Source organism: Mesorhizobium sp. f-mel, assembly GCF_053850215.1.
This window is the reverse complement of sequence record NZ_JBSPTO010000010.1, coordinates 39,585-58,962: the sequence shown is the minus strand read 5'-3', so window position 1 is coordinate 58,962 and position 19,378 is coordinate 39,585. Positions and strand designations below refer to the sequence as shown.

Here is a 19,378-nt window from a genome sequence, read left to right as displayed (position 1 = left end):
TCCGCCGCAAGCATAAAGGAATCTCCATGCCCCGTTCTGTGATCGAAGCGATCGGCAATACGCCTCTGATCCGCCTCAAAAAAGCCTCGGAAGAAACCGGCTGCGAGATCCTGGGCAAGGCCGAATTCATGAATCCGGGCCAGTCGGTCAAGGACCGTGCCGCGCTGTTCATCATCCGCGATGCCGAGCAGCGCGGGCTCTTGAGGCCGGGTGGGGTCATCGTCGAGGGGACGGCCGGCAACACCGGCATCGGATTGACGCTGGTTGCCAAAGCGCTTGGCTACCGCACCGTGATCGTCATCCCCGAGACGCAAAGCCAGGAGAAGAAGGACACGATCAAATTGCTCGGCGCCGAGCTGATCGAGGTGCCTGCCGTTCCCTACAAGAACCCCAACAATTATGTGAAACTGTCGGGCCGTCTGGCCGAGCAGATGGCCCGGTCCGAGCCGAACGGCGCGATCTGGGCCAATCAGTTTGACAACGTCGCCAACCGTGACGGCCATACCCGCACCACAGCGGAAGAAATCTGGGCCCAGACCGGCGGCAAGGTCGACGGTTTCGTCTCGGCGGTCGGCTCCGGCGGAACACTGGCCGGCATCGCTTTCGGGCTTAAGTCCAAGAGCAAGGACGTCAAGATCGCGCTCGCCGATCCGCTGGGTGCGGCGCTCTATAGTTTCTACACCAGCGGAGAGCTGAAATCCGAAGGCAGCTCGATCACCGAAGGCATCGGGCAGGGGCGGGTCACCGCCAATCTGGAAGGGTTCACGCCGGATTTCTCCTTCCAGATTCCGGACGAGGATGCACTGCCGATCGTCTTCGACCTTATCCAGGAGGAGGGTCTGTGCGTCGGCGGCTCGACCGGCATCAACATTGCCGGCGCGATCCGGTTGGCGCGTGAAATGGGCCCCGGCCACACCATCGTGACCGTGCTTTGCGACTACGGCACGCGGTATCAGTCGAAATTGTTCAACCCGGAATTCCTGCGCCAAAAGAAGCTGCCGGTACCGGGCTGGATGGAACAGCGGAGCACAATTTCGGTGCCGTTCGAAAAGGTCGCGTGATGGCTTACAGGACGGAAGCGCTGTTTCGCGACGACGCCTATCTCAGGACGGCTGACGCCACGATTGTAGCCGTCAACGATCGTGGCGGCATAATACTGGACCGGACGATCTTCTATGCCACGTCGGGCGGGCAGCCGGGCGATACGGGCACCCTTGAACGCGACGACGGCAGCCTGATCGCTGTTGCCGCCACCATCACCGGTCAGACCAAAGATGAGATCATTCATGTGCCGCAGCCTGAGCAGGCGGTGCTTGAGGTCGGCGAACCGATAAAGCTCGCCGTCGATTGGGAGAGGCGGCATTTGCTGATGCGCATGCACACAGCCTGCCATTTGCTCACCGTCGTCTGCCCGTTCCCGATCACCGGCGCCTCGGTTTCCGAGGACGACAGCCGTGTCGACTTCGACATCCCGGATGCCGGCTTCACCAGGGAAGACGTGACGGCCAGGTTGATGGAACTGGTGCGGGCCGACCACCCGGTCTTTGTCAGGCTGATCACCGACGAGGAACTGGCGGCCAATCCGGCGCTGGTGAAATCCAAGAATGTTCGGCCACCCGCCGGCACGGGCAAGATCCGCCTGGTCTGCATTGGCGAGAACGCCTCGATCGACAGCCAGCCTTGCGGCGGCACCCATGTGATGAGCACTGGAGAAGTCGGCGAGATCCATATCGGCAAGATCGAGAAGAAGGGTCGCGAGAATCGACGCTTCCGAATACGCTTTGGACCGATGCCGCCGGCCTGATAAACAGATTGTCAAAGGCGGGCAGGAGAAGAAGAATGGCCGAAGACAGCCCTTTCACCGTCGATGCGGACTGGTTGCAGAAGCGCCTCGGCGAGCCTGGCCTGACCATCGTCGACGCGTCCTGGTATCTGCCGGCGCAGAAGCGTGACGCGCGCGCCGAATATGACGCAGCGCACATTCCAGGCGCCGGTTTCCTGGATCAGGATGCGATCTCGGATCCCGATTCCCCACTGCCGCACACGCTGCCGTCGCCGCAGCATTTCGCCCAATATGTCGGCGCCATGGGCATTTCGGCCGACGACAGCATCGTGGTCTATGACGGTCCGGGCTTCTTCTCGGCGCCGCGCGCCTGGTGGATGTTCCGTGTCATGGGGGTGTTCCAGGTCTACGTGTTGGACGGCGGCTTCGACCGCTGGAAAGCGGCTGGACGGCCGGTGACGGCGGAGCCGACGAAGATCGCGCCTTGCGTGTTTCATGCCGACTTCGATGCCGCCCGCGTCGCCAGCCTGGCCGACATGCGCCGTATCGTCGAGACCGGGAAAAACCAGATCGCCGACGCGCGCTCGCCTGGCCGGTTTGCCGGTACCGAGCCGGAGCCTCGCGCCGGCGTCCGCTCAGGCCATATGCCCGGCGCGCACAACGTGCCGTTTTCGGCGCTTGCCGAGAACGGCGAGCTGCTGTCGAAAGACCGACTGCGCAAGGTGATCGAGGACGCCGGCATCGACCTGTCGAAGCCGGTCGTCACCTCTTGCGGCTCAGGCGTCACTGCGGCGGTGATCACGCTGGCGCTCGAGACGCTTGGCCATACCGACAACAGGCTCTACGACGGTTCATGGACGGAATGGGGTGGGCTTAGCGATACGCCCGTCGTGACGGGCAAGGATCGACAGTGATGGAAAACGGAGCGCTTGAAGACATCGAGGTCACGGTGACGTTTCTCGAAATGCATGTGCCGCCGGCCTACTCGCCGCCGGTGCCGTACAACCGCCAGATCGCATTGCTGAAGACCAAGGACATTCCGCTGCATTTCTACCGCTACCTGATGGATCGGGTAGGCCGCAAATGGCACTGGGTCAACGTGCTGAGGCTCAGCGACGAGGAGCTTTCTGCGGGCATCCATCGCGAGGACCGCGACATCAGGGTGCTGTATCTCGATGGGTCGCCCGCCGGTTTCTTTGACCTAAAGCCGCATCTGCCGGAAGAAGTGGAACTTGCCTATTTCGGCATGATGGAGCACGCGACCGGCCAAGGCATCGGCCGCTGGTTCCTGGGTGCGGCGATCGCCGCCGCCTGGTCGCACGGTCCAAGGCGGGTGACGGTGCAGACCTGCACGCTCGACCATCCGGCGGCATTGCCGCTCTACCAGAAGCTCGGCTTTGCACCGGTCGCGCAAAAGAAGGAGATCGTACATCCAATGACCTTCGCCGAGCGTGCGGCCAGTGTCATGCGGCCATGATTTTCTCCGCAAACTGAACCTATTGTTAATCAATGCTTCAGCTTGTCTTCGCCATCTTGCCGGCACCATCAATGCGGCCGAGGCCGAAGGAGAAAAGACATGCTGATCCGACGCACATTTGCCGCCGCGCTGGTTGCGGCCCTGGCCATGCCGACCCTTGCCGCCGCTCAGGCAACCACGCCTTCGGCGGCGACGATCGAGCGTCAGCTCGAGGCCGCGCCCCGCGTTAAGCTGCGCCCGAACCAGCGCGTCACCATCCGCGAATTCAAGAGGCGGCCGGACCTGCGGCGCATGGCCCGTTCGATCGATATCCAGTCGATCAATTTCGCCTTTGGCTCGGCGGCCATCTCCGAATCGCAATATGGCAAGATCGAAAACATCGCCGATGCGCTTCAGCGCATCCTGCGGCGCGACCCCGGCGCCCGCGTGCTGATCGAAGGCCATACCGACGCGGTTGGCTCCTTCCAATCGAACCAGATCCTGTCCGAACAGCGCGCCGCCTCGCTGAGGCGCACCTTGGTGCGCGAATTCGGCGTGCCGGGCTATACGCTGGAAACCGTCGGCTACGGCGAGGAATTCCTGCTCGTGCAGACGCAGAACGAGAATTGGCGCAATCGCCGGGTGACGCTCCGCCGCTTCGACGACTTCATCCGCTGAGCCTGTCCGAAATCCGCATTGGCGGCCATCTGAAGGCGTCTTCTGCGCTTCCGGTGCTCACGGACCTGAATGTCCGCTCCGCTCCGGTTCTCGAAGACACCATCATCTGACTCGCCACTGCGATTTTCGAATCAGGCTCAGTCACTGCGGTCTGGATCAACACCCGGAAAAGAGCCGGGCTTGAATGAGCCGCGGTCTTTACATATCGCTGTCGGTCAAAGCTCGATGGTGATGGAGGACCCAAACGATGACGATACGGGTGGTGATGGCCGGTGCGACCGGCTGGGTCGGCAAGGCGCTGGTTCCGGCGATCGGGGCGCAAGGCGACATGGCACTGGCCGGGGCTGTGTCACGCAGCAGCGCGGGGCAGGATTCCGGCCTCCTGGTTGGCATGCCGGCCAACGGCGTCACCGTTTCCGCCTCTTTGGCCGAGGCGCTGGAGGTGCCGTCGGACGTGCTGGTCGACTACACCAAGCCGCATCTGGTGAAAGACCATGCGCTGCTGGCCATAGAAAAAGGACGGCACGTTGTGATAGGCACGTCGGGGTTGGGTGCGACCGATTTCGGCGAGATCGACGCTGCAGCACGCGCCAATCGTGTCGGCGTCATTGCAGCCGGCAATTTTTCAATCACCGCCACGCTGATGAAGCGGTTTGCCCTGATGGCGGCGAAATACGTGCCGGATGTCGAGGTGATCGACTATGCGAGCGCCAAGAAACCCGACGCGCCGTCCGGCACCGCGCGCGAGCTTGCCGAAGCGCTGGCCGATGTCCGCAAGCCTTCGACCGCGGGGCCGGTCTCGGATGTCTCGGGTGTGCCGGGAACCCGCGGTGCGGCGGTCGGTACGGGCGAGGGGGTGCAGGTGCATGCGCTTCGCCTGCCTTCCTACATCCTGTCCTGTGAGGCGCTGTTCGGCCTGCCCGACGAGCGGCTGACCATTCGTCACGACGCCGGCTCGTCCGCTGCTCCTTACGTGGCCGGCACGCTGCTCGCTATCAGGCGGGTACAGGAGATCACAGGGCTGGTGCGCGGTCTCGACGCCTTGATGGACTGATCCAAATTGGCAGGAATCGGGTGGGAGACGCTGGCGCAGCGGCGTAATTTTCGGTCGACGACACCGGAGATTTCGCCATGACCATCCAGTTCAAAGCCTTGCCCACGGAAGATGTCAGAGCCTTGCAGCGCGGCGCGCCGGACGCCTATGGCCTGATACCAGAGCGGAAAATATCCGACGGTGACGGCGTGCCTTGCCGCCACTGCCTGAAGAACGTGGCCGCTGGAGAAGCCTATCTCGTCCTGGCTTACCGGCCATTCCCGGAATTGCAGCCCTACGCCGAGACCGGTCCGATCTTTCTGCATGCCGAAGAATGCGAGCGCGCTGCCGAAGCCGAGGCGCTTCCAGAAATGCTCGAAAGCGCCGACTACATCGTGCGCGGCTACGGCAGGGACGACCGCATCGTCTATGGCAGCGGCGGCGTCATTCCGACGGGCGCCATCGCGGCGCGGGCCGAGACCTTGTTCGAACGCGACGAGATCGCCTATGTGCATGTCCGCTCGGCGCGCAACAATTGCTACCAGTGCCGTATCGAGCGCGCGTGACGATTCGGGCGGTATTCATCGATCGCAGCTGTCGTACGCCTGTCGCATTGTCGCGTTACGGAATTGATTGTCGATCGATTTGCCGACCGCGGATGAACCGGCGGGAAGTCTCGACATCAGAGGAAGCGGGGCTTTGGCTCCGCTTTTTTGTTGCCCGCGCTGTCCGCCCCGCATTTCTTCCGCCCAAAGAAAAAGCCCGCCGGAATGACTGGCGGGCTTTGAGTGTTGTTTGGGCGGTTCTAGTTGAACTTGTACTTCGCACCGATGCGGACGGTATGGAACGAAGGCGTGGAGGTGAGAGTATCGTCCGGCAGCCCAAGATCCGACGAAAAATCCTTCTCGGAGAACTGCGAATAGCGGTACTCGAGGCCGACGGTCACGTTGCTGGACATGGCCGTTTCCAGACCACCACCCACCGAGAAGCCGCTGGAGTCCCAATCGAGGATATCGCCGATGGGTGAAGACGCGTTCAGATCGAAGTGCTGCCAGCTGTAACCACCGAGCACGTAGGCGAGGGTTGATTCGTTGACTTTCATACCGACACGGGCAAGTACATCGAAACCGTAATCTGTATCCAGATTGATCGATCCGCCCGGAACTTCCAACTCCGAAGTCATGCCGGAGTAGCGGGCATCCACCATGACGCCTGCGACCCAGCTGCCGAAATCATGGTCGTAGCCGACGTTCAATTCGCCGAACACGCCTTCGCCACCGATCCCGTTGAACTCGAGGTCGCCAGCCGGCGGAACGTCGATCTGATGCACCGACGCACCCGCGCCGGCGGCGCCGCCGACGTAGAAGCCGGTCCAATTATAGGCAGGAGCCTCAAAAGAGGCGACGCCACCATTCTGGGCGCCAAAGCGATAGTTGGCCGCAACCTGGAACGTATGCCGCGACGTATCCGTGTCGAGGACGCCGTCCGGTATATCGAACTCGGAAAGAATGTTTTCAGTACCGAAGCGGGTATAGCGATATTCTGACTTGATGGTCCAGTTACTGTTGATGGCCGTTTCAACGCCAGCTCCGACGAAGTAGCCGCTCTGGTCCCAATCGAAATCAAAACCAGCGTTCGTGTCGAATTTATATTTTTGCCAGGAATAGCCGCCGAGCACATAGCCCAAAGTGTTTGGCGTGAAGAGGTAACCAAGCCGCAAACCGGCGTCGAAACCGTACGTCTCGCGGACCGAAGCATCGAAACCAGCAACATCGAGCGTGGTTTCAATGTTGCCGGCATGGGCATCCAGCAGTCCGCCGATCAGGAAGCGCGGCGACACCATATAGTCGTACCCAACGGTCACTTCACCGTATACGCCTTCACCACCAATGCCGTTGAACGAGAAGCCAGGAACCAGATCGCTGCTGAGCTCGTGGACATTGGCGCCGGCGCCAACGCCAAATCCGACATAGATGCCACTCCAGTTGAAGGCCGACGTCTCGACGACCGGCACAACCGCGTCGGCGGCATGAGCAACCGAACCGAGCGCCAGGACGGAAACTGCGCCAAGAAGAAGAGATTTTGCTAATCGTTTGCTGGTCATTGCCCCTACCTTTTTGAAAAACCCACCAGCCGTCTAGCACCTGCCCATGCTGGCGGCTGTAACAAAAAAGCCACAGGAAAGACACATTGCAAGCAGGACGGGCAAAGCCGGTCAGCTAATCGCAAACCGTGAAATTTGCTTGTGGAAAAAAGCCGCCGAGGGCGTCGGCGGCTCGGTCGGGAGAGGATTGAGCGGCGGTTCAGGCGGCGAGAACGGCCTTTGGCTCGACCAACTCATAGCCGAGTGCTTCGGCCACCGCGCGGTTGGTGATCTTGCCCTTGTGGACATTCAGGCCGTTGCGCAAATGATGATCGTCGATCAGCGCCTTCAGGCCCTTGTCGGCGAGCTGCAGGCCGTAATGCAGCGTTGCGTTGTTGAGCGCGTGGGCCGAAGTGACCGGCACTGCACCCGGCATATTGGCGACGCAATAGTGAATGACGCCGTCGACCTCATATGTCGGCACGGCATGAGTTGTGGCGTGCGAGGTCTCGAAGCAGCCGCCCTGGTCGATGGCGACGTCGACCAGCACCGAACCTTTCTTCATGCCCGACAGCATCTCGCGGGAAACGAGCTTCGGCGCGGCGGCACCTGGAATCAGCACGGCGCCGACGACGATGTCGGCCGAAAAACATTCCTCTTCCAGCGCCTCGACAGTCGAGTAGCGGGTGTGGACGCGGCCGCCGAAGATGTCGTCGAGCTGGCGCAGGCGCGGGATCGAGCGGTCGATGATGGTGACGTCGGCGCCAAGGCCGACCGCCATCCGGGCGGCATGCAGACCGACGACGCCGCCGCCGAGCACAGTGACCTTGCCGGGCAGCACGCCGGGCACGCCGCCGAGCAGCACGCCGCGACCGCCATTGGCCTTCTGCAGCGCGGTGGCGCCGGCCTGGATCGACAGGCGGCCGGCGACTTCCGACATCGGCGCAAGCAGCGGCAGGCCGCCGCGGTCGTCGGTGACGGTCTCGTAGGCGATGGCAGTCACGCCCGAGGCCAGCAGGCCCTTGGTCTGCTCCGGATCCGGCGCGAGATGGAGATAGGTGTAGAGGATCTGGCCGTCACGGAGCTGAACCCATTCGTCGGGTTGCGGCTCCTTGACCTTGACGATCATGTCGGACTTGGCAAACACGTCGGCGGCCGTCTTGGCGATGGTGGCGCCGGCTGCGCGATAGGCGTTGTCGTCGGCGCCGATGCCGGCGCCGGCGCCGGTCTCGACCAGCACTTCGTGGCCATGCGCGACATATTCGCGGACCGAGCCCGGCGTCAGGCCGACGCGGTATTCGTGGTTCTTGATTTCCCGGGGGCAGCCGACGCGCATCTTCTTCTCCTCCTGATCCGGCCCTTTTGAGGCACGTTCCCTGTTTAGAGATAGTGAACCACGAATCGTCCCGTAAGTGTTTGCGAATGCGCTTGCGCAGAAGGGCACGGCTCGATAATCGTTGCGCAAAATAGCTGGATTGTCGCAGGAATCCCGAAAAATGCCGCTCGACAGGATCGATATCGCCATTCTCGAAACGTTGCAGAAGGATGGACGGATACCCAACGCGGCGCTTGCCGAGAAAGTCGGCCTGTCGCAGTCGGCCTGCTCGCGGCGACTGGACAACCTGGAGAAATCCGGAACCATCCGCGGCTATCACGCCCGGCTTTCCAATGCCGCTCTTGGCCACCAGATGACGGCGATCGTGCATATATCGCTGTCGGGGCAATTCGAGAAGACGCTGTCGGATTTCGAGGCGGCGATAAAGCGCTGCCCGAATGTCCTGTCCTGCCACCTGATGTCGGGCGAATACGATTATATCCTGCGCATCGCGGCAAAAGACCTCGTCGACTATGAGCGCATCCATAAAGAATGGCTGTCGGCGATGCCGCATGTGACGAAGATCAATTCATCCTTCGCCTTGCGCGAGATCGTCGACCGGACGGCGGTGGGGATGAAGCCGGAACTGGCCTAGGCTCTTGAACGCCTCCGTCACCACCCGGTCCATCGGGATGTCATGCGGCTGCGGGTAGATGGTAGCGATGCGCTGCAGTTCGTAGCCGACACCGATGACCAGCGGCTTGAACGGCATCGCCGCCAGTGTGCGGTCGAAGAAGCCACCGCCATAGCCCAGCCGGTACTGTCTCGGATCGATGCCGACGATCGGTGAAATGACGACCTCGGGCTGCACCGGGTCGCCTTCAGCAGGGATCGGAATGTTCCAGACGCCCTTCTCCAGCCGGTCGCCCGGTGCGTAAGCGCGAAAGACAAGCGGCTGGCCTTTCTCGACGACAACAGGCAGTGCGGTACGGCCGCCGCGCTCATTGACGGAAGCCATCCATGGGCGCAGATCCGGCTCGCCCCGGAACGGCCAGTAGAGGCTGACCATGCGGCCGGCGATGTCGCCGATCAACGTGTCGAGGCTTTCGCCGATGCGCTGCGACATTGCCACCCGCGCGTCAGCCGAGATAGCGAGGCGCGCCGCAATCAGCCGCTCGCGCTCGGCCTTGCGCCATCGTTTCACGTCGGTCCAATCGGATAGGGACGTCCGGAATTCCGGGTCGAGCTCATGCATGAAGCAAGGCGGCGAGGAATATTGACCCGGACAGTCGTCATGATCGCTATTCAAGCTCCACTCCTGTCGTCAGTTTCAATGAAATTATACTCGGCGGCAGGATAGAGCATGTACATTCGCGACATCTTACGGCGGGCAGTCAGCAAGTCGGATGTTGTTGCGGTGCACAAAAGTATCTACATCAGCCTTGGCGAAATTGCTCTCAAGCCTGCTCTCCCGGCCAACCTGCTCTCCCGGCCAACCTGCTCTCCCGGCCAACCTGCTCTCCCGGCCAACCTGCTCTCCCGGCCAACCTGCTCTCCCGGAGTGAATGAGATGAAGGAATCCAGTCACCATGTCGTGGTCGTGGGGGCGGGCTTTGGGGGGCTCGAATTTACCCGCGCGCTTGACGGTGCGCCGGTGCGCATCACCATGATAGACAAGCGCAACCATCATCTCTTCCAGCCGCTGCTCTATCAGGTGGCGACCACAGCGCTGGCGACCTCGGAAGTTGCCTGGCCAATCCGCCATCTCCTGCGCAAGCGCAAGGACGTGACCACGCTGCTCGCCACCGTCGCCGGCGTCGACCGCATCGGCAAACGCGTGCTGTTCGATGATGGCGGCGCGGTCGCCTACGATACGCTGCTGCTGGCCACCGGCGCCCGCCACGCCTATTTCGGCCATGACGAATGGGAGCCTTTCGCACCGGGGCTGAAGACGCTGGAGGACGCCACCACCATTCGGCGGCGCATTCTGCTCGCCTTCGAGCAGGCCGAGCGGGAGACCGATCCCGCCAAGCGCCAAGCGCTGTTGACGCTGGCGATCGTTGGTGGCGGACCGACCGGCGTGGAACTGGCCGGCACCATTGTTGAACTGGCGCACGACATGCTGCGGGGCGAGTTCCGCAACTTCGATACGCGGCTGACGCGCGTGGTGCTGATTGAGGCCGGTGACCGCATCCTTCCCAATTTCGCGCCGGAACTTTCCGACTATGCCAGCAAGGCGCTCGAGCGGCTCGGCGTGACGGTCGAACTCGGTCGGCCCGTTATACGCTGCGACGCCGAGGGTGTCGTCTTCGGCGACACGCAGCTGCCGGCCAGGACTATCCTGTGGGCAGCAGGCGTCGCCGCTTCGCCGGCCGCCGAATGGTTGGGGGCGGCAGCGGACCGTGCGGGCAGGGTGCTGGTCGAGCCCGGCCTGACCGTGCCGGGCAGCCCGGAGATTTTCGTCGTCGGCGACGCTGCACACGTCCTGCGGCCAGATGGCCGCATGGTGCCCGGCGTAGCACCCGCCGCCAAGCAGCAGGGCCGGCATGTCGCCGCGACCATTAAGGCCCGGCTGGCCGGCGACGCAACCCCGCGCCCGTTCCGCTATAAGCATGACGGCGATCTGGCGACGATCGGTAAGCGCGCTGCCGCGATCGATTTCGGCTGGATCAAGCTCACCGGCCGGCTGGCCTGGTGGCTGTGGGGCCTCGCGCACATCTATTTCCTGATCGGCTTCCGTAACCGGCTTGCGGTTTCGCTGAGCTGGCTATGGATCTACGTGACCGGTCAGCGCAGCGCGCGGCTGATCACCCAAGGCGACGACAGGAGCTGATGTCTCCGCCCCGCACATTCATTCACGTCATCTGTTCCTGATGGACTCGCTTGCTTCGGGCAGGACTTGGCACGCGCTGTTGAAGGCTGGCACGTCGTTGAAGCCTGATTTGTCGAACAGGAGAAAACCCTAAGCCGTGTAAACCACCTGCCGGACATCGATGTAGCTGGCGCGGAAGCCGGCTTCGCAGTAGTGCAGGTAAAATCCAGAGCTGCTAGAAGCGGTCGTCGAAACCGAGCGGGACGATCTTTTCCCAGGACGCCCAGAAGCGGTGGCGCCATTCGGCGAGCGTGCCGGCATAGTCGTCCGGGAAAATGCGCTCGCCCAGATGAGCAAGCCCATGGTCTTTGCCGAGCGCTTTCACGATCGACGGCGTCGGCAGCATGCCGCCGGGAAAGACGTAACGCTGGATGAAATCCGGCCGGGCGCGATAGGTGTCGTAGGCTTTTCGTTGATGGTGATGATCTGCAGGCCGGCGGTGCCGCCAGGCCGCAGGCAATCCTTCATCTCGCGGAAAAACACAGGCCAGTATTTTTCGCCGACCGCCTCGAACATCTCGATCGAGGCGATGCGGTCGTAGCATCCGGTTTCGTCGCGGTAGTCCTGCAGCTTGATGTCGATCTTGTCGGCAAGTCCAGCCTTATGGACGCGTTCTCTGGCGAAATCATGCTGCTCGCGGCTGATCGTCAGCCCGGTGACGCGGCAGCCGATCTCGCGTGCGGCGAATTCGGCAAAGCCGCCCCAGCCGCAACCGATTTCCAGCACGTGGTCTTTCGCGCCGATGCCCGTGTCCTTGGCCAGCGCGCGATATTTGGCGGCTTGCGCGCTTTCAAGATCGTTGGCGCCAGCCGCATAGAGCGCCGGACGAATTGGTCATGCTCGGATCCAGCCATTCCTTGTAAAAGGCGTTGCCGAGATCGTGATGCGCCGAAATGTTGCGCTTCGAGCCGGTCCGGGTGTTTTGGTTGAACCAGTGGCGGACACGCTGGACGGCGTTGACCAGCCAGCTGGCGCCGCCGGCGATGCTCTCTCCGATTTCAGAATTGACCACGAACAGTTCCAGGAAACTGGTCACGTCGGGACTGTCCCAATCGCCGTCCATGTAGGATTCGGCGATGCCGATGGTGCGGCCGTTGAAGGCGCGGCCGGGCAAGCGCGAGTTCTTAATTGAATTCGTCCAACCTGACCGCGTCGCCCGATGCAACGCCGGTGTCTTCCTTGTGAGCCATGTCACGCCCCCGGGACTTCTGCGGCTCCGGCGAAAAATGGCCGGTTTCCACACACTCTTGCAGTTCATTCGCGAGGGCGCGAACGCCGCCTCCCGATGAATCCCCGCAGCAATCTTTCATGCCATCAAAGGGAACTTCAAGAGCCAAGGCAGGCGAACACGGATCAATGGATAGATTTGGGGGGAGGGCGCTGCTCAACGCCGGAATCACTATGGTTGCAGCCACCCAGATGCAGTAGTTTCACGCATGCGTTATGTCATCGTCATCTGCGCCGTCACGTTCTTCCTGATCTGGGACGGACTCTACAATCAGGGCCGCTATCTCGACACGACGGTCGGGGAGATAACGCGCATCGTGCGCTACATCACCAATATGGTTTAGGTATCTTTCCCCCGCCCAACGCGTTGTCGCCGCGACATCGTTGCCGGTTGACGCGAGCGTTTTGCCCACACAAAACACGCTTGCACATCGATCGAGGAGGCTGGGGTTGATCCGGCATATCGTTTTCTTCAGCGCGCGGCACAAAGAGGATGTCGAGGCCGTACGCAGGGGCTTGCTGGCGCTGGGCAACATCCCCCATTCCCGCCTTTTCGAGGTGACGCTCAACACCAAGGTTGACCCGCTTTCGGACGAGATCGACGTGGTCGTTTATGCCGAGTTCGAGGATGATGCCGCTCTGGCCGCCTACAAGGCGCATCCGCTCTATGCCGAGACGACCAGCCAGGTCAAACCGCTGCGCGAATTGCGATATTCGGCGGATGTTGTGGCTGCAACCTGAAGAGAAATTGACCGAAGCAGGAGCTACATTACTCTGCCTGAGCGGCGGTCGGTTCGGTCGCGGCGCCCGGCCGCTTTGGCGCGTCCCAGACCAGCATGGCGAGAACAGCCATCGCTACGACCGCTGCCGTTATGAACAGGATCTTTCTTATTTGGGTGACGTAGGTTGGTTTCCGGCAGCGGCAAGTATTCCAGAGGCATGCGGCCACGATAGGCCGCCGGATCTTCGCGGCGTCAGGTGAGGCTCTTGAACCAAATTCCGGAATGATGCACACCGCGCCGGCATGACCGAGACGATGACAGCAGGCCCTTGTCCGCTAGGCCCTTATCCGCTTGACCATCTTGTGCTGCCGACCGCGAGCCTCGACGTGGCGCGGGCGCGGCTGGTTTCGCTTGGCTTTGTCGTGGCGCCGACCGGCATCCATCCTTTCGGGACGGAAAACTGCTGCGTCTTCCTTGAGGACGGCACCTATCTCGAGCCGCTGGCGGTGGGCAACGGGCAAGCGGTGGCGAAAGCGATCGCGGACCGCAACGTCTTCGTCGCGCGCGATCGTGCCTATCGCGACAGGTGCGGCAGTGAGGGATTTTCCGCCCTTGTCTTGGGCACCGAAAATGCGGATGCCGATCACGCGCGCTACATCGAAGCCGGCCTGTCTGCCGGAGACATGCTGGGCTTTTCGCGCGCCTTCACCGACGCGGCGGGAAAGAGCGACACGGCATCGTTCAAACTGGCCTTCGCCTCCGGCACCGGGGCGACGGACGCATTCCTGTTCGCCTGTGAGCGGATCAATGCGCCGAAAGTAGACCGCACCGCGTTGCAGATCCACCCCAATGGCGCAACCGGCATCATCGAAGTCGTGGCGGTCAGCAACGAGCCACCCAAACAGCACCGATTGATTTCGATCGCGACGCGCAGTCCGGCGACCGGACAGGGGAGCAGCACTGCGTTTGGCCTGCCGAACGCAACCTTGGCCCTGCTTGACCCAGTCGCTTTCGAGACGCGCTTCGGCATACCTGCCGGCGCGCCGTCGGAACTCCGCTTTGCGGGGATCGTCTTTTCGGTTCGTTTCGCTGACACGGTCGCCAAGCTGTTTGCAGCCAGTTCCGTCAAACACGAAATACGCGGCGATGATATTGTCGTCCGGCCGGCATCCGGGCAGGGTGCGGCCTTCATTTTCCGGGAGAAAGCATGAGCAAGCCCAATTCGTCCGTAACCGTCGGCAACGTCGTCTTCGGCAACACCGCGCCGCTGTCGCTGATTGCCGGCCCGTGCCAGCTTGAATCGCGCCAGCACGCCTTCGACATGGCTGGCGCACTGAAGGAGCTGAGCGGGAAGCTAGGGCTGGGCCTCGTCTACAAGACCAGTTACGACAAGGCCAACCGCACCTCGCTTGGCGGCACGCGCGGCGCCGGGCTCGACGCGGCGCTGCCCGTCTTCGACGATTTGCGCAAGGCGTTTTCGCTGCCGATCCTGACCGATATCCACACCGAGGAACAGTGCGCGCTTGTGGCGCCGCACGTCGATATCCTGCAGATCCCGGCTTTCCTCAGCCGCCAGACCGATCTGCTGATCGCGGCGGCAAGAACCGGCAAGGTCGTCAACGTGAAGAAGGGCCAGTTCCTCGCACCGTGGGACATGAAGAACGTTGTCGCCAAGATCACCGGTTCCGGAAACGCCAACGTGCTGGTCACCGAGCGCGGCGTGTCTTTCGGCTACAACACGCTGGTGTCCGATATGCGCGCCCTGCCGATCATGGCCGAGATCGGCGCGCCGGTGATTTTCGACGCCACGCATTCGGTGCAGCAGCCGGGCGGGCAGGGCGGCTCCTCGGGTGGCGATCGGCGCTTCGTCGAGACGCTGGCGCGCGCTGCGGTTGCGGTCGGTGTCGCCGGCGTCTTCATCGAGACGCATCAGGATCCCGACAATGCCCCCTCCGATGGTCCCAACATGGTGCCGCTGAAGGACCTTCGGGCGCTGCTTGAAAGGCTGATGGCATTCGATCGCGTCGCCAAGGGCTGAGCAGTTTAGGGCTCCGGCTCTAAGTCCCGACCCCTAAACTTGTAGTCAACAGGTGCCGGTTGTACGCTGCCCAGGCAACCGAGTGCCTGGAGGAGGAAGCCATGTCCGTCGCCCGCGTCACCGAAATCACATCATCGTCGAATAAGAGCTTTCAGGACGCCATCGAAGTGGGGATTGCGCGCGCCGCAAAAACCCTAAAGAACGTCGAAGGCGCCTGGATCCAGGATCAGAAAGTCGTCGTCGAGGACGGCAAGATCTCCGCCTACCGCGTCAACATGAAGGTTACCTTTATCCTCGCTGAGTGATCATGCCGCATGGATAAAAGTCGGGAACCTTCGCAGCCCTCTCCTCATTGTCCAACCTGAAGTGAACGACAAGAGGAGCACACCATGACAACCCAGACAGGACACACCGAAGCCATCGCCGCTTCGCGGGTTATCGGCACATCGGTTTATAACACGGAAGGCACGCACATCGGCGACATCGAGGATGTCATGCTCGACAAGTTGTCGAACGGAATCATGTTTGCCGTGATCGGCTTTGGCGGATTTCTCGGCATCGGCGAGAAGTACCACGCTATTCCGTGGGCGAGCCTCGACTATGACGAGGACAAGGGCGGCTACGTCGTGCCGTTCACGAAGGAGCAACTGAAGGCGGCTCCCGCCTATTCGATCAACGAATTGACGGGCGCCGACGGCGAGGCCGCGCGTGATGCTTCATACAGTTACTACAAGGTCGAGCCTTATTGGCATTGACCTTGCTCTGCCGGAATCAAAGAGGCCCCCGGCTGGACCGGGGGCCTTTTTGCAGGATATCTACTCCGCCGCAACGGTCGACAACTCTACCGCGCCCTGTTGAGGCTGCTGAGTGTCACACGACGTCAAAAACGCCGCCGCGATTAGGAACAAACTCACAATACCGCTCAACTGAGACATGGCGAAACTCCTCCTGTTTCGCCCCGCGCAGCGCGAGCATAAACCAGAAAGCCGCATGCCGCCAAGACTTATGACTGACATGACTTATGATGACAGCAATTTGTGCTTCGTGAATCGATGTGGCGGAGGTGGCGGCAATATTTGCGGACGCCCGATTGCGTTTTGCAGCACTTTGGCTAAGACGTGCCCGACGCTTCGTCAGATCAATCGGGGACATCGCAATGACTGCCATCATCGACATTGTCGGGCGTGAAATCCTGGACAGCCGCGGAAACCCGACCGTTGAGGTCGACGTCGTCCTCGAAGATGGCTCGATGGGCCGCGCTGCGGTGCCCTCCGGCGCCTCGACCGGCGCGCATGAGGCGGTCGAACTGCGCGACGGCGGCGCCCGCTACCTCGGCAAGGGGGTCCTGCGGGCGGTAGAGGCCGTCAATGGCGAGCTGTTCGAGGCGATCGGCGGTATGGAAGCCGAGAACCAGATCCACATCGACCAGACCATGATCGAACTCGACGGCACGCCCAACAAGAGCCGGCTCGGCGCCAACGCTATCCTCGGCGTCTCGCTGGCTGTGGCCAAGGCTGCGGCGGAAGCGGCCGGCCTGCCACTCTACCGCTATGTCGGCGGCACCAAGGCGCACGTGCTTCCGGTGCCGATGATGAACATCATCAACGGTGGCGCCCATGCCGACAACCCGATCGATTTCCAGGAATTCATGATCCTGCCGATCGGTGCGCCGACACTGCGTGACGGCGTGCGCTGGGGCTCGGAAATCTTCCATACGTTGAGGAAGAAGCTGAAGGGCGCCGGCCACAACACCAATGTAGGTGACGAGGGCGGCTTCGCTCCTAACTTGAAAAGCGCGCCCGCCGCGCTCGATTTCATCATGGAATCGATCGAGAAGGCTGGCTTCAAGCCGGGCGAAGAGGTTGCGCTGGGCCTCGATTGCGCCGCGACCGAATTCTTCAAGGACGGCAACTACGTCTACGAAGGCGAGAAGAAGACCCGCGATCCGAAGACCCAGGCCAAATATCTGGCCAAGCTTGCGGCGGATTATCCGATCATCACGATCGAGGATGGGCTGGCCGAGGACGACTGGGACGGCTGGAAAACGCTGACCGACCTCATCGGCAAGAAGACCCAGCTGGTCGGCGACGATCTGTTCGTCACCAATACGGCGCGGCTGCGCGACGGCATCCGCATGGGCGTCGCCAATTCTATCCTGGTCAAGGTCAACCAGATCGGCTCATTGACCGAAACGCTCGACGCCGTCGAGACCGCGCACAAGGCCGGCTACACCGCGGTAATGTCGCACCGCTCGGGCGAAACCGAAGATTCGACCATCGCCGATCTCGCCGTCGCCACCAATTGCGGGCAGATCAAGACGGGCTCTCTGTCGCGCTCGGATCGCATGGCCAAGTACAACCAGCTCATCCGCATCGAGGAAGAGCTTGGCAAGCAGGCGCTCTACGCCGGCAAGTCGATCGTGAAAGGCTGAGCCCACAGAAGATATCCGGAATGAAAGGGCGGGGGCATTCCTCGCCCTTTTTGTTCAACACCGCCAAATCCGGTCATCCGTAACCGTCCATTAAGCACAATCGGGCGAGAAAGGGGCTAGGTCGCAGAGTGTTAGAGCGCCCTTTGCGCGTCCAAGCCGACGCGCGGCGCTCTAAGGGATTTGGATCATGTGGACACGTCAGCACAAGCAGAGAAACACCGGTCGGCTGATCATTCCCTCGCTCTGCGTGGCATTCCTGGCCTATTTCGGATTCCACGCCTATCATGGCGAATTCGGCATCTATTCCAAGTATCGGTTGGAAGCCGAAGCCGTCGATCTGCAAAGTGAGCTCGATGCCGTCAAGGCGCGCCGGGTCGACCTGCAGCGGCGCGTTCAGCTGATGCATCAGGGCACGCTGGAGAAGGACATGCTCGACGAGCAGGCGCGCAAGGCGCTCAATATGTCCCATGTCGACGAAATCACCATCATGTTGCCAGCTACGGCAAGATAACCAAATTCAAGTTAATCGACGATATTTTCAATGATTTTAACCGCTTAGATGCATGTCAGCCATGCATTTTTCAGCATGGCGAAACGCTTTCCCGCGTGTTAGCCTCCCCAAATCGGTGGGGAGAACTGATCTCCCTCAGTGTCCGCAAGAGACGCCAACAGGGAGTGATGCATGGCCACCGCCGCCAGAAAAGCGCCTGCCAAATCCAAATCCAGATCCGACGGCAAATCGGCGGGGGTTTCGGCCCCCAAACCTGTCGACTTCACCAAAGACGAGGAGCTTGACGCCTACCGGCGCATGCTGCTTATCCGCCGCTTCGAGGAAAAGGCCGGCCAGCTCTACGGCATGGGCTTCATCGGCGGCTTCTGCCATCTCTATATCGGCCAGGAAGCAGTTGTCACCGGCATGAAGATGGCGCTGGTCGATGGCGATCAGATGATCACCGCCTACCGCGACCATGGTCACATGCTGGCTATGGAACTGTCGCCGCGCGGCGTCATGGCCGAGTTGACCGGCCGCCGCGGCGGCTTGTCCAGGGGCAAGGGCGGCTCCATGCACATGTTCTCCAAGGAAAAGCATTTTTACGGCGGCCACGGCATTGTCGGCGCGCAGGTTTCGCTCGGCACCGGCCTCGCCTTCGCCAATCGCTATCGAGGCAACAACAATGTAACGCTGACATATTTCGGCGACGGCGCCGCCAACCAGGGCCAGGTCTATGAAAGCTTCAACATGGCCTCGCTGTGGAAGCTGCCGGTGATCTACATCATCGAGAACAACCGCTATGCCATGGGCACCTCGGTATCGCGTTCGTCGGCCGAGACGGATTTTTCGCAGCGCGGCGCCTCCTTCAAGATCCCCGGTATGCAGGTCGACGGCATGGACGTCCGCGCGGTCAAGGCAGCCGGCGATCTCGCAACTGAATGGTGCCGCGCCGGCAAGGGGCCGCTGATTCTCGAAATGCAGACCTACCGCTATCGCGGCCACTCGATGTCCGATCCGGCAAAGTACCGCTCCAAGGAAGAAGTGCAGAAGATGCGCTCCGAGCGTGACCCGATCGAGCAGGTCAAGGCGCGCCTGCTCGACAAGAAGTGGGCTGATGAGGACGAGCTCAAGGCCGTCGACAAGGAGGTCCGCGACATTGTCGCCGACGCCGCCGAATTTGCCCAGAACGACGCAGAGCCGGATCCGTCCGAGCTCTGGACCGACATCGTATTGTAACGAGAGGGCAA

The 19,378-nt window shown here is 61.7% G+C and carries 22 protein-coding genes and 1 pseudogene; 18 read left to right on the top strand and 5 right to left on the bottom strand.

The window, feature by feature from the left end; translation table 11 throughout:
- Positions 1-26: 26 nt before the first annotated feature.
- The 7 genes from ACWUKX_RS14960 to ACWUKX_RS14930 all read left to right on the top strand — a co-directional run bounded on the left by ACWUKX_RS14960 (position 27) and on the right by ACWUKX_RS14930 (position 5,516).
- Positions 27-1,061, top strand: coding sequence for a cysteine synthase A (locus ACWUKX_RS14960; protein ID WP_029352299.1), 1,035 nt, complete (start codon positions 27-29; stop codon positions 1,059-1,061).
- Positions 1,061-1,804, top strand: coding sequence for an alanyl-tRNA editing protein (locus ACWUKX_RS14955; protein WP_455840488.1), 744 nt, complete (start codon positions 1,061-1,063; stop codon positions 1,802-1,804). Before ACWUKX_RS14960 ends, ACWUKX_RS14955 begins: the two co-directional genes overlap by 1 nt.
- A 35-nt stretch (positions 1,805-1,839) precedes the next feature.
- Entirely contained in the window at positions 1,840-2,697 is an 858-nt protein-coding gene (sseA, locus tag ACWUKX_RS14950) for a 3-mercaptopyruvate sulfurtransferase (RefSeq protein WP_456007664.1), read from the top strand.
- A complete protein-coding gene (locus ACWUKX_RS14945) occupies positions 2,697-3,260 on the top strand; it encodes a GNAT family N-acetyltransferase (RefSeq protein ID WP_095494886.1) in 564 nt (187 codons plus the stop codon). Before sseA ends, ACWUKX_RS14945 begins: the two co-directional genes overlap by 1 nt.
- A gap of 99 nt (positions 3,261-3,359) precedes the next feature.
- Positions 3,360-3,917 (top strand): OmpA family protein, encoded by a 558-nt coding sequence (locus ACWUKX_RS14940; RefSeq protein WP_456007662.1) that lies wholly within the window; start codon positions 3,360-3,362, stop codon positions 3,915-3,917.
- A gap of 247 nt (positions 3,918-4,164) precedes the next feature.
- Positions 4,165-4,971, top strand: coding sequence for a 4-hydroxy-tetrahydrodipicolinate reductase (gene dapB, locus ACWUKX_RS14935; protein WP_456007660.1), 807 nt, complete (start codon positions 4,165-4,167; stop codon positions 4,969-4,971).
- Between the two features lie 77 nt (positions 4,972-5,048).
- Entirely contained in the window at positions 5,049-5,516 is a 468-nt protein-coding gene (locus tag ACWUKX_RS14930; RefSeq protein WP_456007658.1) for a DUF1203 domain-containing protein, read from the top strand.
- A 239-nt stretch (positions 5,517-5,755) separates the two neighbouring features.
- Here the strand turns inward: ACWUKX_RS14930 and ACWUKX_RS14925 are convergent, their stop codons facing one another.
- Positions 5,756-7,054 carry an outer membrane protein gene (locus ACWUKX_RS14925; protein ID WP_456007656.1) on the bottom strand — a complete coding sequence of 433 codons (1,299 nt, stop codon included), beginning with the start codon at positions 7,052-7,054 and terminating at the stop codon, positions 5,756-5,758.
- Between the two features lie 199 nt (positions 7,055-7,253).
- Positions 7,254-8,369: an alanine dehydrogenase gene (gene ald, locus ACWUKX_RS14920; RefSeq protein WP_065008786.1), complete on the bottom strand. Its 1,116-nt coding sequence runs from the start codon at positions 8,367-8,369 to the stop codon at positions 7,254-7,256.
- A gap of 160 nt (positions 8,370-8,529) precedes the next feature.
- Between ald and ACWUKX_RS14915 the strand changes: the two genes are divergently transcribed.
- The gene (locus ACWUKX_RS14915) at positions 8,530-9,003 is read left to right on the top strand and encodes an Lrp/AsnC family transcriptional regulator (RefSeq protein WP_023675099.1); all 474 of its coding nucleotides are present in this window, start codon (positions 8,530-8,532) and stop codon (positions 9,001-9,003) included.
- Here ACWUKX_RS14915 and ACWUKX_RS14910 read toward each other — a convergent pair.
- Positions 8,938-9,603, bottom strand: coding sequence for a 5-formyltetrahydrofolate cyclo-ligase (locus tag ACWUKX_RS14910; RefSeq protein WP_456007812.1), 666 nt, complete (start codon positions 9,601-9,603; stop codon positions 8,938-8,940). The genes ACWUKX_RS14915 and ACWUKX_RS14910 overlap by 66 nt on opposite strands.
- 315 nt (positions 9,604-9,918) lie before the next feature.
- On the opposite strand from ACWUKX_RS14910, the gene ACWUKX_RS14905 reads away from it, so the two are divergent.
- A complete protein-coding gene (locus ACWUKX_RS14905) occupies positions 9,919-11,181 on the top strand; it encodes an NAD(P)/FAD-dependent oxidoreductase (RefSeq protein WP_456007653.1) in 1,263 nt (420 codons plus the stop codon).
- 129 nt (positions 11,182-11,310) lie between these two features.
- Here the strand turns inward: ACWUKX_RS14905 and ACWUKX_RS14900 are convergent.
- Positions 11,311-12,349: pseudogene (locus tag ACWUKX_RS14900) on the bottom strand (class I SAM-dependent methyltransferase); the annotation flags it as partial.
- A gap of 307 nt (positions 12,350-12,656) precedes the next feature.
- Here ACWUKX_RS14900 and ACWUKX_RS14895 point away from each other — a divergent pair.
- From ACWUKX_RS14895 to ACWUKX_RS14870, 6 genes are all read left to right on the top strand, one after another.
- Positions 12,657-12,791, top strand: coding sequence for a hypothetical protein (locus tag ACWUKX_RS14895; protein ID WP_456007651.1), 135 nt, complete (start codon positions 12,657-12,659; stop codon positions 12,789-12,791).
- A 106-nt stretch (positions 12,792-12,897) separates the two neighbouring features.
- Positions 12,898-13,188 (top strand): Dabb family protein, encoded by a 291-nt coding sequence (locus ACWUKX_RS14890; RefSeq protein WP_029352314.1) that lies wholly within the window; start codon positions 12,898-12,900, stop codon positions 13,186-13,188.
- A 283-nt stretch (positions 13,189-13,471) separates the two neighbouring features.
- A complete protein-coding gene (locus ACWUKX_RS14885; RefSeq protein WP_456007649.1) occupies positions 13,472-14,380 on the top strand; it encodes a VOC family protein in 909 nt (302 codons plus the stop codon).
- Entirely contained in the window at positions 14,377-15,207 is an 831-nt protein-coding gene (kdsA, locus tag ACWUKX_RS14880; protein ID WP_287339333.1) for a 3-deoxy-8-phosphooctulonate synthase, read from the top strand. Before ACWUKX_RS14885 ends, kdsA begins: the two co-directional genes overlap by 4 nt.
- Before the next feature lie 101 nt (positions 15,208-15,308).
- Positions 15,309-15,512, top strand: coding sequence for a dodecin family protein (locus ACWUKX_RS14875; protein ID WP_029352316.1), 204 nt, complete (start codon positions 15,309-15,311; stop codon positions 15,510-15,512).
- Positions 15,513-15,596: 84 nt separating this feature from the next.
- On the top strand, positions 15,597-15,962 hold the full coding sequence (locus tag ACWUKX_RS14870) for a PRC-barrel domain-containing protein (protein ID WP_029352317.1): 366 nt from the start codon (positions 15,597-15,599) through the stop codon (positions 15,960-15,962).
- Positions 15,963-16,077: 115 nt separating this feature from the next.
- Here the strand turns inward: ACWUKX_RS14870 and ACWUKX_RS14865 are convergent, their stop codons facing one another.
- A complete protein-coding gene (locus ACWUKX_RS14865) occupies positions 16,078-16,377 on the bottom strand; it encodes a hypothetical protein (RefSeq protein WP_456007647.1) in 300 nt (99 codons plus the stop codon).
- Here ACWUKX_RS14865 and eno point away from each other — a divergent pair.
- From eno to pdhA, 3 genes are all read left to right on the top strand, one after another.
- The gene (gene eno / locus ACWUKX_RS14860; protein WP_287151778.1) at positions 16,364-17,638 is read left to right on the top strand and encodes a phosphopyruvate hydratase; all 1,275 of its coding nucleotides are present in this window, start codon (positions 16,364-16,366) and stop codon (positions 17,636-17,638) included. The two genes, ACWUKX_RS14865 and eno, sit on opposite strands and share 14 nt — an antisense overlap.
- 187 nt (positions 17,639-17,825) lie before the next feature.
- Entirely contained in the window at positions 17,826-18,149 is a 324-nt protein-coding gene (locus ACWUKX_RS14855; RefSeq protein WP_456007645.1) for an FtsB family cell division protein, read from the top strand.
- Between the two features lie 171 nt (positions 18,150-18,320).
- Complete coding sequence (gene pdhA, locus ACWUKX_RS14850) at positions 18,321-19,367, top strand: pyruvate dehydrogenase (acetyl-transferring) E1 component subunit alpha (RefSeq protein ID WP_456007643.1); 1,047 nt, start codon at positions 18,321-18,323, stop codon at positions 19,365-19,367.
- Positions 19,368-19,378: the final 11 nt, after the last annotated feature.

Excerpts from the sequence above, each read along its gene's own strand:
- ACWUKX_RS14960 (WP_029352299.1), top strand. The coding sequence starts at position 27 with ATGCCCCGTTCTGTGATCGAAGCGATCGGCAATACGCCTCTGATCCGC.
- ACWUKX_RS14955 (WP_455840488.1), top strand. The coding sequence starts at position 1,061 with ATGGCTTACAGGACGGAAGCGCTGTTTCGCGACGACGCCTATCTCAGG.
- sseA (WP_456007664.1), top strand. The coding sequence starts at position 1,840 with ATGGCCGAAGACAGCCCTTTCACCGTCGATGCGGACTGGTTGCAGAAG.
- ACWUKX_RS14945 (WP_095494886.1), top strand. The coding sequence starts at position 2,697 with ATGGAAAACGGAGCGCTTGAAGACATCGAGGTCACGGTGACGTTTCTC.
- ACWUKX_RS14940 (WP_456007662.1), top strand. The coding sequence starts at position 3,360 with ATGCTGATCCGACGCACATTTGCCGCCGCGCTGGTTGCGGCCCTGGCC.
- dapB (WP_456007660.1), top strand. The coding sequence starts at position 4,165 with ATGACGATACGGGTGGTGATGGCCGGTGCGACCGGCTGGGTCGGCAAG.
- ACWUKX_RS14930 (WP_456007658.1), top strand. The coding sequence starts at position 5,049 with ATGACCATCCAGTTCAAAGCCTTGCCCACGGAAGATGTCAGAGCCTTG.
- ACWUKX_RS14925 (WP_456007656.1), bottom strand. The coding sequence starts at position 7,054 with ATGACCAGCAAACGATTAGCAAAATCTCTTCTTCTTGGCGCAGTTTCC.
- ald (WP_065008786.1), bottom strand. The coding sequence starts at position 8,369 with ATGCGCGTCGGCTGCCCCCGGGAAATCAAGAACCACGAATACCGCGTC.
- ACWUKX_RS14915 (WP_023675099.1), top strand. The coding sequence starts at position 8,530 with ATGCCGCTCGACAGGATCGATATCGCCATTCTCGAAACGTTGCAGAAG.
- ACWUKX_RS14910 (WP_456007812.1), bottom strand. The coding sequence starts at position 9,603 with ATGCATGAGCTCGACCCGGAATTCCGGACGTCCCTATCCGATTGGACC.
- ACWUKX_RS14905 (WP_456007653.1), top strand. The coding sequence starts at position 9,919 with ATGAAGGAATCCAGTCACCATGTCGTGGTCGTGGGGGCGGGCTTTGGG.
- ACWUKX_RS14895 (WP_456007651.1), top strand. The coding sequence starts at position 12,657 with ATGCGTTATGTCATCGTCATCTGCGCCGTCACGTTCTTCCTGATCTGG.
- ACWUKX_RS14885 (WP_456007649.1), top strand. The coding sequence starts at position 13,472 with ATGACCGAGACGATGACAGCAGGCCCTTGTCCGCTAGGCCCTTATCCG.
- kdsA (WP_287339333.1), top strand. The coding sequence starts at position 14,377 with ATGAGCAAGCCCAATTCGTCCGTAACCGTCGGCAACGTCGTCTTCGGC.
- ACWUKX_RS14875 (WP_029352316.1), top strand. The coding sequence starts at position 15,309 with ATGTCCGTCGCCCGCGTCACCGAAATCACATCATCGTCGAATAAGAGC.
- ACWUKX_RS14870 (WP_029352317.1), top strand. The coding sequence starts at position 15,597 with ATGACAACCCAGACAGGACACACCGAAGCCATCGCCGCTTCGCGGGTT.
- eno (WP_287151778.1), top strand. The coding sequence starts at position 16,364 with ATGACTGCCATCATCGACATTGTCGGGCGTGAAATCCTGGACAGCCGC.
- ACWUKX_RS14865 (WP_456007647.1), bottom strand. The coding sequence starts at position 16,377 with ATGATGGCAGTCATTGCGATGTCCCCGATTGATCTGACGAAGCGTCGG.
- ACWUKX_RS14855 (WP_456007645.1), top strand. The coding sequence starts at position 17,826 with ATGTGGACACGTCAGCACAAGCAGAGAAACACCGGTCGGCTGATCATT.
- pdhA (WP_456007643.1), top strand. The coding sequence starts at position 18,321 with ATGGCCACCGCCGCCAGAAAAGCGCCTGCCAAATCCAAATCCAGATCC.